The 15,320-nt window shown below is 43.5% G+C and carries 13 protein-coding genes; 11 read left to right on the top strand and 2 right to left on the bottom strand.

Features of this window, described 5'->3' with window-relative positions:
- Window positions 1-4: 4 nt before the first annotated feature.
- Window positions 5-2,866, bottom strand: a complete 2,862-nt coding sequence (locus HMPREF9010_RS22360; protein WP_008646621.1) for a DUF6493 family protein — start codon at window positions 2,864-2,866, stop codon at window positions 5-7.
- A complete protein-coding gene (locus HMPREF9010_RS22365; RefSeq protein ID WP_004302599.1) occupies window positions 2,854-4,209 on the bottom strand; it encodes an SWIM zinc finger family protein in 1,356 nt (451 codons plus the stop codon). The genes HMPREF9010_RS22360 and HMPREF9010_RS22365 overlap by 13 nt, the downstream gene beginning before the upstream one ends.
- Window positions 4,210-4,803: 594 nt before the next feature.
- On the opposite strand from HMPREF9010_RS22365, the gene HMPREF9010_RS22370 reads away from it, so the two are divergent.
- The 11 genes from HMPREF9010_RS22370 to HMPREF9010_RS22420 all read left to right on the top strand — a co-directional run bounded on the left by HMPREF9010_RS22370 (window position 4,804) and on the right by HMPREF9010_RS22420 (window position 15,299).
- Entirely contained in the window at window positions 4,804-5,307 is a 504-nt protein-coding gene (locus HMPREF9010_RS22370) for an RNA polymerase sigma factor (RefSeq protein ID WP_004323001.1), read from the top strand.
- A gap of 217 nt (window positions 5,308-5,524) precedes the next feature.
- A complete protein-coding gene (locus tag HMPREF9010_RS22375; protein WP_032852412.1) occupies window positions 5,525-6,301 on the top strand; it encodes a Cof-type HAD-IIB family hydrolase in 777 nt (258 codons plus the stop codon).
- Between the two features lie 890 nt (window positions 6,302-7,191).
- Window positions 7,192-8,688: a tyrosine-type recombinase/integrase gene (locus HMPREF9010_RS22380; RefSeq protein ID WP_198139049.1), complete on the top strand. Its 1,497-nt coding sequence runs from the start codon at window positions 7,192-7,194 to the stop codon at window positions 8,686-8,688.
- A 12-nt stretch (window positions 8,689-8,700) separates the two neighbouring features.
- The gene (locus tag HMPREF9010_RS22385) at window positions 8,701-9,945 is read left to right on the top strand and encodes a DUF6043 family protein (protein ID WP_032852567.1); all 1,245 of its coding nucleotides are present in this window, start codon (window positions 8,701-8,703) and stop codon (window positions 9,943-9,945) included.
- Window positions 9,946-10,124: 179 nt separating this feature from the next.
- Complete coding sequence (locus tag HMPREF9010_RS22390) at window positions 10,125-10,442, top strand: DUF3853 family protein (protein ID WP_008646617.1); 318 nt, start codon at window positions 10,125-10,127, stop codon at window positions 10,440-10,442.
- Window positions 10,443-10,446: 4 nt separating this feature from the next.
- Window positions 10,447-11,832 carry a virulence-associated E family protein gene (locus HMPREF9010_RS22395; protein ID WP_032852410.1) on the top strand — a complete coding sequence of 462 codons (1,386 nt, stop codon included), beginning with the start codon at window positions 10,447-10,449 and terminating at the stop codon, window positions 11,830-11,832.
- A 135-nt stretch (window positions 11,833-11,967) separates the two neighbouring features.
- Entirely contained in the window at window positions 11,968-12,315 is a 348-nt protein-coding gene (locus HMPREF9010_RS22400) for a hypothetical protein (RefSeq protein ID WP_008646613.1), read from the top strand.
- A gap of 50 nt (window positions 12,316-12,365) precedes the next feature.
- The gene (locus HMPREF9010_RS22405) at window positions 12,366-12,959 is read left to right on the top strand and encodes a hypothetical protein (protein ID WP_008646611.1); all 594 of its coding nucleotides are present in this window, start codon (window positions 12,366-12,368) and stop codon (window positions 12,957-12,959) included.
- Between the two features lie 165 nt (window positions 12,960-13,124).
- Window positions 13,125-13,523 carry a plasmid mobilization protein gene (locus tag HMPREF9010_RS22410; RefSeq protein WP_008646607.1) on the top strand — a complete coding sequence of 133 codons (399 nt, stop codon included), beginning with the start codon at window positions 13,125-13,127 and terminating at the stop codon, window positions 13,521-13,523.
- 15 nt (window positions 13,524-13,538) lie between these two features.
- Window positions 13,539-14,732, top strand: a complete 1,194-nt coding sequence (locus tag HMPREF9010_RS22415; protein WP_008646605.1) for a relaxase/mobilization nuclease domain-containing protein — start codon at window positions 13,539-13,541, stop codon at window positions 14,730-14,732.
- Between the two features lie 24 nt (window positions 14,733-14,756).
- Entirely contained in the window at window positions 14,757-15,299 is a 543-nt protein-coding gene (locus tag HMPREF9010_RS22420) for a hypothetical protein (RefSeq protein ID WP_008646600.1), read from the top strand.
- Window positions 15,300-15,320 lie beyond the last annotated feature (21 nt).

The following is a 15,320-nucleotide window of genomic DNA, read 5'->3' as shown; positions in this document are numbered from 1 at the left end:
TTTGTTATAGGTTGTTGAGTGAAGTCGTCACTTTTTTCAGGTTGCTGTTTGTGCCCCATTCTTGTAGGCGTTGCAGGATTTGTTCGTCTGTAACCTTGCTGTGGTTGATGGTCAATAGCTCCAGATAAAGTTCGAGCAGTTGTTTGAGTCCGGTAACGGGTTTGTCTGGCAATCCGCCTATAAATTCTGTGAGCAGTGCTTCCAGTTGCTGGTTGTGGAAAGTACTTCGTTTGTACATGCTTTCGTACACTTGTGTGGTGAAGCGTTTTAGCGGAGCAAGTTCCATCTGGATGAGGCGGGCCAGGATTTCTCCTACCCGGTGATTGTTTATTCTTCCTGTGGATATTCCTTCTACCCATAATTCGGCTGCATAGGAACGGACTGTTTTGTCTACAAAAAGCAGCGAACCACTTAGTAGGAGCAAACTCATCTCTTTGAGCGGGCAGTGGAAAGACAACAACATGCGCAAGGCACAGGCGAGGGTGCGTTTGCTGTCTTCCTGCGGAGTGCCGAAAGTCATGTAGCAAGTGATAATTTGGGCTATCAATGGTTCCGGGCGGTTGGGGAAACAGCATAGCAGAGGTTCCATGTAACAGGAATCATCCATGTTATATTTACTATTGATAATCAGATGTTCCTGCCATAACTGGTGGCTGTTGCATTCGGCATATGTATGCCATTTGTAGAACTCGAGTTGGAGCAGACGCCTGTCAGTTTCGTATGATTTCTCTTTGGGTTTCACCTCTTTCCACTCGTAGTCTCCTGTCAGATAGTTGTGAGGTAATGTGTTACAGGCGAAAGATTTGAATGCTTCGAATTCCGTCTCCGGTGCTTTTACCAGTCCGGCGGCCATCCAGGCGGTTGGATGATTGTAGGGCGGTTCGGGTAGCGTGTTTTCATCCAACAGGAACAGAAAGAGATGCAGGTATTCATCTTGCAACAGTTGCCGGGCGGTGGCGATGGCTTCTTCTTTGTCTTCCATGGCACATCGGGCAATAGCTAGCTGGAAATCCCATGGACAGGGTTTCGTTTCTGCTTTCTGATATACGGCAAGCCGGCGTACCAGTTCGGTAGCCTGTACGTATGCCGGGGTATGGGTGGGAGTAGAAAGTAGGGGGAAGGCATTGCCTCCTTTTATTTTACGGATCACATTTAGCCATAAATGTTTGATGGGTGTGAAACAGGTTGCGTTGCTGTAGCCGGGTTTCCAGTCGGCAAGTCGTTTGAAAGAGCGCTCGTCATAAGCTCCTCTGTTTTCATCTATTCCTTTCAGCCTTTCTTCCAGTCGGGTGAACATATTTCTCAAAAATCCTGTGTTGGAGGTATCTTTCTGTGCCCATAAGCGTTGATATTCCAGTAGGAAGGTAGCGAGAAGATCTTCGTATGGCTCCCAGCTATTGGCAACGATAGTGGCAGCCCGTTGGAAAACAGGTTCCATCTGGTTGAGATCTTCTTTGACCAATTGGGGATGGAAAGCAATGATGGCGGCGATGGTTGTTTCTATCTCCCAACTTTCCTCCATGTCGAACAAACGACTAAGCTGGAACAGGAAATCTTCTTTGTTGGCGGGGAAGGGAATAGGGTTGTCTTCCCTGCAGATGCGTACCGTTTCTCCCACACTTGCATCGGGTTCAAGGGTATCTTCCGCAGGCTGCGGTTTGAAAGATGAGAGTATCGCATGCACGCTTTGAAACATCTCCGGTTGATAAGATTGCAGTGTTTCCTGGAGATTGGATGAAGAGGCGTCTCCATATTTTGATATAAAATTAGCGGCTTTCTTTTGAAGGCTTTCGTCTTTCTTCAAGAAGAGTTGGCAGAGAGTGATGCAGCAGGGCTCTTTCATCTCGGGATGTTGTGCGACGATCTTTTCAAAGAGGGCGTAAATGGTAAGCAGCGAGTTTTTGGGGCTGGAGAAGAAAAGGGTGGTTGCACGTTCGATGAATTCCTGATAACGGAATCCTTCTTCGGATGCAATATTTTTCAACTGTTGCAACATCACGTTCACCGGTTTGGTATAGGAAGAGGTGAATATTTGCATCATTTCTTCTTGCAAGGATAACAGTTCTCCGGTAGTTGGTTGCAGAGTTTCGAAGAATCCGGCAAACCATCCTGCCATATCTTTTTTGAAACTCCGGTGGAAGGTGGCGAGTGTGGCTTTTAATAGGCGTTCTCTATCCAGATGGCCGTCCAGCGAAAAGCGGTAGAGAGCGGCACTGATACTTTCATCCCGTGCGGTAACTCCTTTTTTATAAGCCTCTTTGGCGCAATCATCTTGATAGCCGATGGACGATTCGTATTCGAAAATCGTCCAGATATGTTCTTTCAGGGTGATGTCCCGCTTGAGTAATAACTCACTGTTGAAAGTATCGTTTCCTTTAGGTTCCTTATTTCTGATGCGGGTAATCCAGGGGAGTACATGTGCAATGCGGCTTGGAGCAATTTCTTTGAGGTATCCCATATCCATGAGCTGCATCAGCTGTTCGTAATTGAGATTGAAATTAAACCAAGTTTTGTCATCATTGATAAAATCAGTCAGCCAGGTGGGGTAGTAGAGCGGGAGTAGTTTGCAAAGCATATCAAACTTCACATGATATGCCATATCCATCTCCCGTTTGTTGGCGCAGACAAACTGGACAGCAGATAGAAAATGTGCCCGTGCCGCACTGCAGGTTGTCTCACTACTGAAACCGGCAAACTTACTTTTTATCCATTGTAAATCCCGGATAACCGGCAGCAGCTTCCGCCTTTCTTTCATTGGTAACTCCAGTAATCTCTTGACAAAAGGGATTAATATCTTCTCTTCATTCTCCGGAGTATCCACATAAGCCTTGGATAATTTCTCGAGTTCTTTTTTTAGTTCTTCCATTGTACTAGTTTCTTTACTGCCAGAATATGTTTGCAAGCTCCCCGTTCTCCCTGATTGCTGCTGAACCAGGTGCAAGTGCAACGCTCCTTCTCACTCTCTCTGTCGAGAATGACCGTATGCCTGACACCTCCACTTCCTGCCACGCGTGCTTCTGTCCGTTTCTCGTCATTCGATATGATTTCTACTTTTTCTTCTTCCAATAGTTTTTCTGCAGCTATCATTCGAGGATTGAGACTTAAAATACGTTCGGTTTTGAAAGGCAGGCGACGGTAGAAGAAGCTGTTTTCATCCAAATCGAATCCCAATAACCCCATGGCTGCCAGCCGTGCCGCGAGAGAATCTACCTTATCCAGGTCAATATGTTCCTCTATGGCAAAAAGAGTGGGGTTGAACTGTTGGTTGGCATAACTGTATTTGTCCATTGCCTCTATCCATCTTTCGGGGACATCTTCGAGCAGAGATTCCAGTGCGGCGCCTTCTCCGGAAAATCCTCTCCAACATTCGCGGGAAAGAGAAAGGCTGAAGCGTACCGGACCGAAATAAAGTTGCCAAATGGTAGATTGCATGGTGGGATGCGCAAAGACTTTCAGCTCATCGGCAAATGGAAGCAAGGGCTCGAGCAGACGTAAGCGATGAAGTCCTCCAATGCAGACGGCATTCATGCTTTTCACCGGTGAAAAGGCGGGTTTTTGACCGCGCATCACTAAATAATAGTCGCATTTCACACTACTTTTCGGAAGAGTCTGGAAGAGTTGTAAGGTTTGTATGCGATTGAAGGAGTAGAGCTGTTCCGCAACGGATTGATAAATCTGTACCGTAGTCAGCCCTTTTATCCATTTCACGGGAAGAGGTACTTTTCGTTCTATTACTTTCTCACCTTTATGATAAAGTCCCACCTCTTTGGGACCGACCGACATTACCATATTCTCCTGTCTGCCTATTCCTCCTAAGGCAGAAATCATTCCGGGATTAAAATCTACGTTTGTTGTCCCGTTTTCCAGAAATTCTCCGTCGTGTCCGTCAGGAAGCACGTCGACTCTGGCATATACACCTGCACAATTAGAGAATCCTTCAAAACGCAGGCGGTCATTTCCTGCGGTTACAATCGGATCTTTCAGCATGGAAAGCTGTGACGGTGTCAGATTAAAACTGGACTGCACAACATTGGATAATGCGATGAGGCAGCGTGCTGTCATGTAGGGTTGTGTCAACTTTCCCCAAAAGAAACAGGGTGTTTCTTTCTTTTCTATTTCGCTGTATTTGGCAAGAAACAGTTCGTCCTGATCGGCTGACCGTTGCAGTGCGGAAGGAGCTGCATATTGGTAAGAGATGGTATCAGTCATAGATAGTAAATCTGAATTTGGTTGTATATTCTCCAAATATAGAAATTAATTCTTAGTGAAAAAAAGAAGTAGGAGAATTTACATCGCTTTGGAATACTGATATTATAAAATATCGTCAAATGAAGCATTTATGCCTCTTTTGGCAGCAAATATTAAATACAATTCTTTATAGTCAGGCACAATTTTTTATACATAAAACAACTATTATTTATAACTATTCTTAATTTCTACGTTCCTTTTTGCCGGAAAATAATACTTTTGTTCCCATAATTAGAATGTTTTAGTAACAGATTCTAAATTAAGTCTTATGAATTTTTAAAGATGAAAAAGACAGCTGTTTGTGAAAATCGCTAATATTGTTTGTTTTGTTTGTGTTATCCCATTTTGAGTCAGGTGTGACTTCAAAATGGGATTTTCGCTATAAGGACAGTCTCAAAACCACCTGAATACTATCAGAAATGAGCTAAATTCTATCAGTGGATAGATTTTCCCCTAAACAATGTCTGTTCTTCACCTGCCACATTTGTTGAAAACCCGTAAACTTGCAACATCGAAATGATGATGACGAATACTCACAATTTAAAAATAACGTATATGAAAAGTTTAAGCTTCAGGAAAGATCTGATAGGAGTACAGGATGAATTACTCCGTTTTGCATATAAACTGACAACCGATCGTGAAGAAGCAAACGATTTGTTACAGGAAACCTCATTAAAAGCATTGGATAACGAAGACAAATATACCCCCGACACAAATTTCAAAGGATGGATGTATACTATAATGCGGAACATCTTTATTAATAATTACCGCAAAGTAGTGCGCGATCAGACATTTGTCGATCAGACTGAAAACCTCTATCACTTAAACCTGCCGCAAGATTCAGGTTTTGAAAGTACGGAAAGAGCTTACGATTTAAAAGAAATGCACCGTGTAGTCAATGCTCTGCCGAAAGAATACAGAGTTCCGTTTGCTATGCACGTTTCAGGATTCAAGTACCGTGAGATTGCAGAAAAGCTGAATCTTCCGTTAGGTACTGTAAAGAGCCGCATATTCTTTACCCGTCAGAAATTGCAGGAAGAATTAAAGGACTTCCGCTAAACGTTTACTATCAATTTTCAGTTGGTATCAATAGGTATAGGGCAAAAGGATCTCGTTTCCTTTTGCCTTTTTTATTTTATGTGTTGGAGGTTTGTATTTGTTATGGGAATTTTTTCAGTAACTTTGTCACTGTTTAATTGACTGCTCTGACTTATCAGTCAAGGATAGTCGATTTGCTTCTCTAAATTGTCGAAGAATGAATAAAGATATAAATGTTATGATAAAAGCGATCATGCTCGATGTGGATGGAACATTGGTAAGTTTTGAAACTCATAAAGTGTTGCCATCCTCTGTTGATGCCCTTAGGAAGATTCATGACGGTGGAATTCGAATAGTCATTGCTACCGGTAGAGCGGCAGGCGACCTTCATGAAATAGCTGATGTTCCGTATGACGGAATTATTGCATTGAATGGTGCCGACTGTGTTTTGCGGGATGGCACCGTGATAAGAAAGCACCTTATTCCGAAAGATGATTTTAAGAAAGCCATGGAAATAGCAAAGACCTTTGATTTTGCAGTCGCTATTGAATTGGATGAAGGTGTGTTTGTTAATCGTCTGACTCCGACTGTCGAACAGATTGCTAAAATCGTGGAACACCCTATCCCGACCGTTGTAGACATTGAAAACCTGTTTGAAAAGAAAGAGTGTTGTCAGCTTTGTTTTTATATCGATGATGAGATGGAACAAAAAGTGATGTCGTTTCTGCCTAATCTTTCCTTGTCGCGCTGGCATCCTTTATTTGCTGACGTAAATGTGGCAGGAATAAGTAAAGCAACCGGCCTTTCGGTATTTGCTGATTATTATGGGATCGGAATGACGGAAATAATGGCTTGCGGCGATGGTGGTAATGATATTCCTATGTTGGAAGTTGCCGGAATCGGAGTGGCTATGGGAAATGCATCGGAGATAGTCAAGGCTTCAGCCAATTTTGTTACTGATACGGTGGAGAATGACGGGCTTTGTAAAGCGCTGAAACATTTTGGAATTATTTAATATTGGGTACTCTATAGCTTAATATTATAGGTGTTATTCCCCTATTGCTTATTCTTCGCCATTTCTGCTTTGTCCGTTGCTGTTGTTTTTACCTATTTGGGAACAATTAGTTATCTTTTATTCTAGTTGGAGGATGGCTATAAAAAGGAAAAATTCCTGCAAGTGAAGCACTTACAGGAATTTTTCAGTGGACCAGCCTGGGCTTGAACCAGGGACCTCCAGATTATGAGAACGGCAATATGATATTCTGTGATAGTCTACTTCGCACGTTTTCGCTGTGTATCAATTAGTTGTAAATTTTACTATTCCCTATGAAACTCACTAAATACCCCTAACTGAAACCATTTGTTTTCGCATTGTTTTCGCATTGTTTTCGCATTGTTTTCGCAGAAATGATGGAGAAAACACATAAATAGAGTATGATAGTGGCGTTTGACATGAGTATGAAAGTTAAATAGTGTCTATGAGACTTGATTTTCATCTTGTTATTGCACGAAAATGAAGATAATTCATTACCTTTGCATCATTATGTAAGGTGAGCCATGACCAAAAGGTGCTCTTTCCCCAAAAGGAAAAGTGAGTTTGCCTAACCTTCGTGGGAGGGTCATCCCATTCCGATGAATCGAAGCGTAGAGGGAGTATTAGTCGGAGAATACTCTATTTCAAACAATACGTGAGAGTTGCTTCAGGGGTTGAGACCGATTAGCAGAAGCCCGGTTACCAGTCAGCGACAGAAGACAACGAGATTGCACCGCTGCATATAACGACAATGTTTTTATCCGTCAAAGGATAGGGACTCAGTGGTTATATGCAGCGTTTTGTATATGTACGCCTCACATTACAAAGCGGCTGTGTTCAGAGGTTATGTTGAACATAAACTATTGAATGCAATGGAAAAATTAACCAAATCCATGCCCCTTTTCAAAGAGCGTGGTTGTACTGTATCACTTGCCCTTGATATTCGAACCAACAGGAGGAAATCAAGTGAGTACCCTTTATCTGTGCGTTTTACATTAGAACGTAGAGCTTTTTATTATCCCGTTGGTGGGTCTTATACTGCAAAAGAGTTTTCGGACATTTGTAGTGCTGTAAAATGTAGGAGCGAGAACTATAAGTTGCAAAAGGAATGGAAGGACACGTTTATTCCCAAGTACAAGGAAATCTTGACGAATCTGAACAAGGGAGGCATCCTCACATACGAAATGGTACGTCGATGTATAATAGACGGTGAAGAAGCAACATCCATAGATGACAACGCTACTGCCTCTCAATCTTTTGTTGGCATTTGGGAGCAAGTCATCCATGACCTCCGAACAGAAGATGGCGGAGTACGCTTTACCACAGCCGAAAGTTACGAGTGTTCTCTCAAATCATTCAGAAAGATTCTTGGAGAGAATGCCATAAAAGACTTTTGTATCAGTGCGGCAGAACTTCAGAAATGGAAGGACGGAATGCACAATGGGGTAAAAGACGAGAATGGTGTGATTGTCGGGAAAATCAGCGACACTACCGCTGGCATCTATTTGCGTTGTTGCCGTGCTGTATGGAACAGGTGTGTGCATGAGGGCTACCTCAAAGATGTTCCTTATCCTTTTTCTAACAAGAAAGAGAAAGGCTTGGTAAGCATTCCCAAGAGCGCAAAGCGCAAGCAGAGTTTCCTGAACGTAAACCAGATGACAGAGCTTTATAACCTTTTCGTTTCAAAGCAATACCCCGAACATTGGACGGAAGATTATATGAAACGTGCCCATTATTCATTAGGGCTATTCCTTGCGCAATACCTGTGTAATGGTTTCAACATGGCTGATGCCGGACGGCTGACTTACAACAGTTATTATTACCAGACAGAAGGCAAGGCGTTCCGCTTCAATCGCAAAAAGACTTCCCGAAGATGCCCCGATGGTTCCGAGGTGATAGTTCCTATTATCCCTCCCTTACAATATATCTTGAATGAGATTGCTGCGCCTCCGACTCGTGATGGCTTGGTGTTCCCCGACATATTAAAGGGAGCGGAGACAGAAGAACTGCGCCGCAAATACACGGTACAAGAAAACTCAAACGTGAAAGACCGCGTCATTAAGATTTGCCATGAGGCATTGAATTGGGATAAGTCCATCTGTCCATCCGGTACATGGTGCCGACATTCGTTTGCTACTAATCTGCATAATGCCGGAGTGGATATGGATTATATCTCTGAAAGCATGGGGCATTCAACTTCTGATCATGCCATTACTCAAATCTACATTGAGCATTATCCTCTCGATATACAGATGCAGAACAATTCAAAACTGCTAAACTTGGATAACACTTCTGAAAGGGACGCTCTGTTGACGAAGCTGGCCAGCATGTCCACAGAAGAACTGCTCAAATTATTCAGACAACCTTAATCCGTAATGCTGATGATAAATCTCATAGAAAGGATAAAATCTTATTCCAAAAGGAGGGATACTGCTGATATGGCTATCCGTGCATGGAAATCAGCCCATGAAGAAGTGTATGCCGACTTTTGTAAGCGCATGGATGCTGTGGCAAAAGGTGATGTGTCTGTCCTGATGGACATGTATCTAATGATGCAGAAATGCACACCTCCCGAAGCCTTGATGATGTATGACTGGCTTTCTAATTTGGCAAATGGTAAAGACGTACAAAATATAGCCAATCAACAATGGGCTGGTCAATATACCGAGACCATAGCCCAATGTGTCACCAACAAGCGTTTGTGGATAGGTGCCAATATCAAAATGGGGACAATAGAACTGCTCACTTCTCCAAAGTCAGGGCTGCTGATGGTTCATTCTGAAACACCTATTGAAATATGGAATCGTCTGCCGCAGGAGTTAAGGTCCTACTTGATTGGGCAATTAGATATGTTCATGAAAAACAGCAAGGGATGTTATCTGTTGAGTAAGCTGGAAAGAAAAATGGTTTATCAGTTCCTGACCTATATCTCTCAAATTGTTTTTCTTTCTCATGCGGTATTCATTGGCGGGTTCATGGCTAATCTCTATGACCGTGTAATGGAAAAGAAAGAAGACTTGGCTTATTGCATATATTATTTCGTGGTATTTGACCACGGTCTTTCACGTATGGCCAAGTTGCTTAATCGTTTGCTGAACAGTGAAGAGGTTGACCATGGCGATATGCTTTTGGTAAAATCATGTGTTACCCTGCTTGTCAATAGAAGTATAGAGATGGGTGCAGAAACCAAAGCGGATTGGGAAAACACCGTTGAGAAGTGTAACCCAGAAATCTGGAAAGAAGTAATGTTTGCCTTGCGAAAAGTAAAAGGCAGACGTGGAAACAAGAAAGTGATACAGTCATTGGACGATATTCTTTTGGACGACAAGGAACGTATCAAGCAGGGGATCCTTTTGTTTCTTGAAGAGAATACAGAGGACATAAGTCTTGCCTATCTGTTGAAATCATTGGTAAAGTCCGGCAAAATCAAAGCGTCCACAAGATACATGACATTCCACCGTGCCATCGAACAGTTCTCCCACCGGCATTACGGGCACGATATACCGCAGAAGCGATACGGGGAAATCAAGGAACTTACTTTAAACTCACCCCAAAGAGGAAGCAGTTACACCAAAGCAAAACGGATAATAGACCGATGGACGGACTATTTTGCCAATAACGGGTAGTTGGGAAATCCAGCTATCCGTATTTACTTTGCAAACAACTGTTGTAATACGGTCGGTAAAATTAAGGTATAAATAAACCGACCAACACACAGAGTTTCATACACTACCTTTGCTTGCGAAATCGGTTTCACAGAGTTGAACCGATACTTAAAGTATTTAATCATCAAACAAGTAAAGGTATGGAAGAAAAACTCAATCTCAACCAATTACTCCAAAAGCCTATCGCCATGATGACGGGCGAAGAACTTTGCTTTCTCATCACCAAGAGCGTGGAAAACACAGAAACGGTTACTCCCCAAGTGGCATCCAAAGGCAACTACTATGGCATAGAGGGAATCGCCCGTGTGTTCGGATGCAGTGTACCCACGGCAAACCGCATTAAGAAAAGCGGTATCATAGATAAGGCTATCACACAGATAGGACGAAAAATCGTAGTGGATGCAGACCTCGCACTGTCTTTGGCAAAGGAATCAGGTGGCATCCATATCAAAGAATAGCGGTATGGAAGAGAATTGGAAAAAGAATCTGGCAACAGACAGTTACGGGAATCCGGTTCGTTCCATCAGTAATCTTCGGCTTATTTTTACGCTGGATGAGAATCTTAGTCAGATAAGGTACGATACCTTCTGTCAGGACGATGTGTGTTTCTGCCCTTTGTTCCGCAATGTCAATGGTAACAAAATTGATGAAGAATCGGCAGGAAAGATACAGGACTATCTGGAAAGGACATACAGAATACGTCTGACGCAGAATAAGGTATTTGAGATACTGAAGACCACTTCTTCTGAACGGAGTTTCAATCCTGTACAGGAATTCATCACACAAGAGACATGGGACGGACAACCTCGCATAGCCACAACCATCATAGATTATCTTGGAGCCGAGGACACTCCGCTTGTCCGGGAACAGACAAAACTTTGGTTTGTGGCGGCTGTAACCAGAATATTCAATCCAGGTTGCAAGTTTGACAACGTATTGACCTTGCCCGGTCCCCAAGGCATTGGTAAAAGCACCTTTTTCAAAGCCATCAGCGGGAGATGGTTCAACGATTCGTTCTCTTTTGCCAGCGGTGACAAAGAGAAAGTGGAGACCATAACCAATGGCTGGATTATTGAAATCAGTGAGTTGAATGGTTTGAAACGGGCGAATGATGCGGAAGCTGCCAAGGCTTTTCTAAGCCGTTGCAGTGATTATATGCGTCCGGCTTATGGACACAAGGTAGTGGAGTTCATGCGGCACAATGTCTTTGCAGCGACTACTAATGAAATGAACTTTCTGCAAGGAGACAATGGAAACCGCCGATGGTGGATTATCCCGGTCAAAGGCAACGGTCATGTGTCGGATTGGCTGGATAAACTACAGTGTTCCGTTCCTCAACTATGGGCAGAGGCATATACATATTATAAGCAAGGTATGAAACTCTATTTGTCGCCGGACATGGAGAATGAGGCCAACGAAGTGCAGATGCAACATTCCAACATTCTTGTTGACCCAATTATGGAGGACATAGAAATGTATCTGGAACGTGAGGTTCCCATGCAGTATGCAAACTGGATGATCCCGACACGACTAGCTTATCAGAAAGGAGCATACTCAGAGCCAAATTCCACAATTACCTCACTCAATATGGTTTGTGCCCGGCAGATAATAGAGGAACTGCCCAATGATTTAGTCAGACGAAATCCGTCCAAATACACTTCGCAATACATCAACCGCCTGATGTCCATGTTTCCCAATTGGAAACGGAGTGAACAGGAGAAGGTCAAGGGGTTGCATCCAGCCTACTGCGATAAGACGGGACGGACTAAATACCCATGGGTGAGGGTGGACGCTCCATGTGAAGAGTCCTGCGCGACACTGCCAAGTAAACAGGAATTGCCATTCTAACTTTAAAATAAGGGAAAAGGAAAAAACTAATGTCCCCTTGTCCCTTTTGCCCTCGAAAAAAGAATAAAAACATAAAGTGAGCAAAATAGAAAATTATAAGAAACGCTTGGGACACGGGACAATATAAATCACAATATGAGAAAAGAAGAACTTATCAAACAGCTACAAGAACGTGACTCGTTGCTGGCAAATGCGGTCAGCCACATGGTTACGTATGTTCAAGACCGTTACCCTTCCACTTTTCCGAGCAAGGAACAGACCGAGGCGGTGAACGATTACCTGCGAAGTGTCCATGCCGATGGGGACGGAACTATATCGGAAAGAAATTGTGAACACCGCCGTATCGCATCACAGAATATTACCATTGCCGCCATCCGTGTGCTGGACAGCCAACAACTGGACAGGTTGCAAAACGTACTTAACCACATCGCATACGACAGGAAGTATTATATGCCGGAGAGAGGTTGCGGAATGCACCGATGACTTTCTCTTTTGGCTGCACCATTTATAAACCATCTTCAAACAGACAGACGATGAAAACAAACTTGAATTATTGTATCGTGCTTTCGTCAGAGCAGCTTGCATATCTGGCAGGAAGCAAATACGGCATTGACCGTATGAAAATATTGCACCGACTTATTGAAGCGGCTGTGTTGGAAGAAACAGATTATGTCATAAAAGGATTTTCCACAACCTTACAAGTGGGGCAAGCCATCCTTTCGGAAGTGGATTTATCCTGCAAGTTAGGCTATGACAAGAAGACTATATCCCGTGTACTTGACAAGATGAACCAATTGGGAATTGTCGCATCCATGCAGAGCAACCGAACAAGCGTTCATACCCTGAAATGTATATCGGCATGGATGTTGGATGGCAACCGAATAGACAATCCTTTTTATGTCCGAATAAAAGACCGGCAAGAAGAAGGAGAGGATGATTGCAGGCAAACAGAAGCAATGAATGAGGGGCGCGTTTCCGATTCAGATTTTTCCTTCGCAGGCAAAATGCCTGTTATATCTGATAATGGAGAAATTCCTTCTTCCCTTATTTCTGTTTCTTCACAGTCTGCGGCAGAGGAAGAATCCAATAAGGATATTTCTGCGGATAGCCCAACATCATCATATTAGAAATGGCAATGGAGCCTATGTTTTCGTGTGGGGTCTTGCAAGAAGTTCCTATGTCGCACAAATTCGCTGCGCTCATCCGTACTTCATAGGCATATTCCGGAAGTCGCAAGCTCCCACCGTGATGTCCAATTTTAGAAAGAAGTTTCATCCATAACACAACAGAGCATGAAGAAGAAAAAGAATACCGACAACGAAGTTGATGAAGAAAACGACAAGAAAGTTATCAGACGCACCCTACGGCTTGAAGCCAGAGTAACGGAACAGGAATATGCCAAAGCGAAAGAACTTGCCAAGACATGCGGTTTATCCATGAGTAACTATGTGCGCCGCACAGCTTTGGGGCAACATCCTCGTCAGCGGCTGACCGAGCGTGAAGTAGAAGCCTTGTGCAGCCTGACGGATGCAAGGGGTGACCTTATCCGTATTGTGGCAGCCGTGAAATCTATCCAAGCGGACAAACGAGCCTTGTATTTCAGTGATACACGCTTCGTAGAGCGATGGATGATAGCAGCTACACAGCTTATCAACCGCTGGGGCCAGATCGAGAATTACCTTACCGAATAAAAATCCCCACTTGTTATGATAGCAAAAGCCAGTACCATACCGCATGGCGCAAATGCCATAAGATATTCTGTCAACAAGGATAGGTCGGATATTGTTAAAGCCAATCTGCTGCCTGACGATATTTCGCCGGAAGCCATGTACGGACGAATGATGCTTGTGCAGAAAATGTTTGCCGAGAAAATCAATAAAGGCAGACCACTTGGTAGGAACGTGATAAGAATTGAGATTTCCCCAGCTGCGGAAGAGAGCCGGAACTGGACGATGGATGATTGGGTACATTTGGCAAATGAGTTCATCCACGTATTTGATTCCATAGACCTTTCCGAGAAGACCAAACGAGCATCGTCAAAGCAGACGAATCTCAAAGGTTCTCAGTACATCGTTGCCCTGCATCGGGATTCCAAAAGTGGCATACTCCATCTGCATATAGATGCCAACCGTGTGGACATGGATGGCAAAATCAACGATAGTCATAAGATTGGTAAGAGGGCTGTCATGGCTGCGAATATCATCAACGAAAGGCGTGGTTGGGTACAGTCGGAAGAAATCGGCATACGGCACAGACAGAAAATATCAGACTGTTGCATAGATATACTTCGTACAATGGATAAATTCAGTTGGCAACAGTATGAACTGGAGCTGGCAAAACGAGGTTACCAAGTACATCTGCAAAAGAATGATGACGGCAAGGTTTATGGCTATTCCATCAAACGGGGCAACTCCAATTATAAATCGTCCGTGCTGGGTGTCGGGCGAAATCTGACTCCATCAAAGATAGAGGCTACTTGGGCAAAACTACATCAGCAGGAAAGGAAATCCGAGCCAACAAAATCTATTCCTCAACAAACACGGACAGCAGATTTGACTCCTATTTCACTGCCTGTTATAAATCATTACGATATTGCGACAGACGAATATCACAGCTACCATGTGGAGATACCCGACGCTGCTGACAATATCATCAGACAGGAGTGTTCTTTGGAGGAAACTCATCCGTTGGCTAAGATTGAAGAGATACAACACACGGCTCTTTTACTCTTTGCAGGATATATGGATGCTGCTACCAGTATAGCTGTTTCAAGTGGCGGTGGCGGTTCTGACACAGGAGGCTGGGGAAGAGACAAGGACGAAGATGAACTTGAATGGGCACGCCGTTGCGCACGAATGGCAAACAGCATGTGCAAGCGCAGGAGAGGACTTCGCAGATAATTCACCTTTTATAAAAAGAAAGATATGGGTATAGGAAAATCAAGGGGCACTTCGCCCATAAATGTCAACGACATGCTGGAGAAGGTTGAAATCAACCAGCAAATTGAAGCTGAAAAATCAGAAGTAGATAAACTTCTCGTAGAAATCAGAGAGGCAAAAGAAACGCTGATAAAGTTCAATGAGGATTTGGAGAAAGCTATCGCTGCCGAATGTCACATTGAGGGTGCGCTCAAAGCGGCAGCTGGCAGTTGTGAGAATATAGTCAGTGGCATCTGTAATGCAATTGTGAAAGCTGAACGGGACACGAAATTCAAGACAACAATTACCCCAGAGCAACTTACGAAGCTTAGGCAACTTATAGACCATTCTGTAGAAAGTTGGATTTCGGTATTGGCTAATCACCGCGCCGAACAATCGAAACTTATTACCGAGCATGAATCCAATATACGCAAAATCCTCAGACGGAATGAGGGCGTATGGTACTCGGACTTCTGGATGAAAGTCTTGGTGATATCCCTGCTTGTTTATACAATGGAGCTGGGACTAGTTGTATATTGTATCACATAAAACTAACAGGGACGGCCTTCC

This window comes from Bacteroides sp. 3_1_23 (genome assembly GCF_000162555.1).
GTDB lineage: Bacteria > Bacteroidota > Bacteroidia > Bacteroidales > Bacteroidaceae > Bacteroides > Bacteroides ovatus.
The sequence above is the reverse complement of the archived record's forward strand: the minus strand, read 5'-3'. Positions and strand labels throughout refer to the sequence as shown.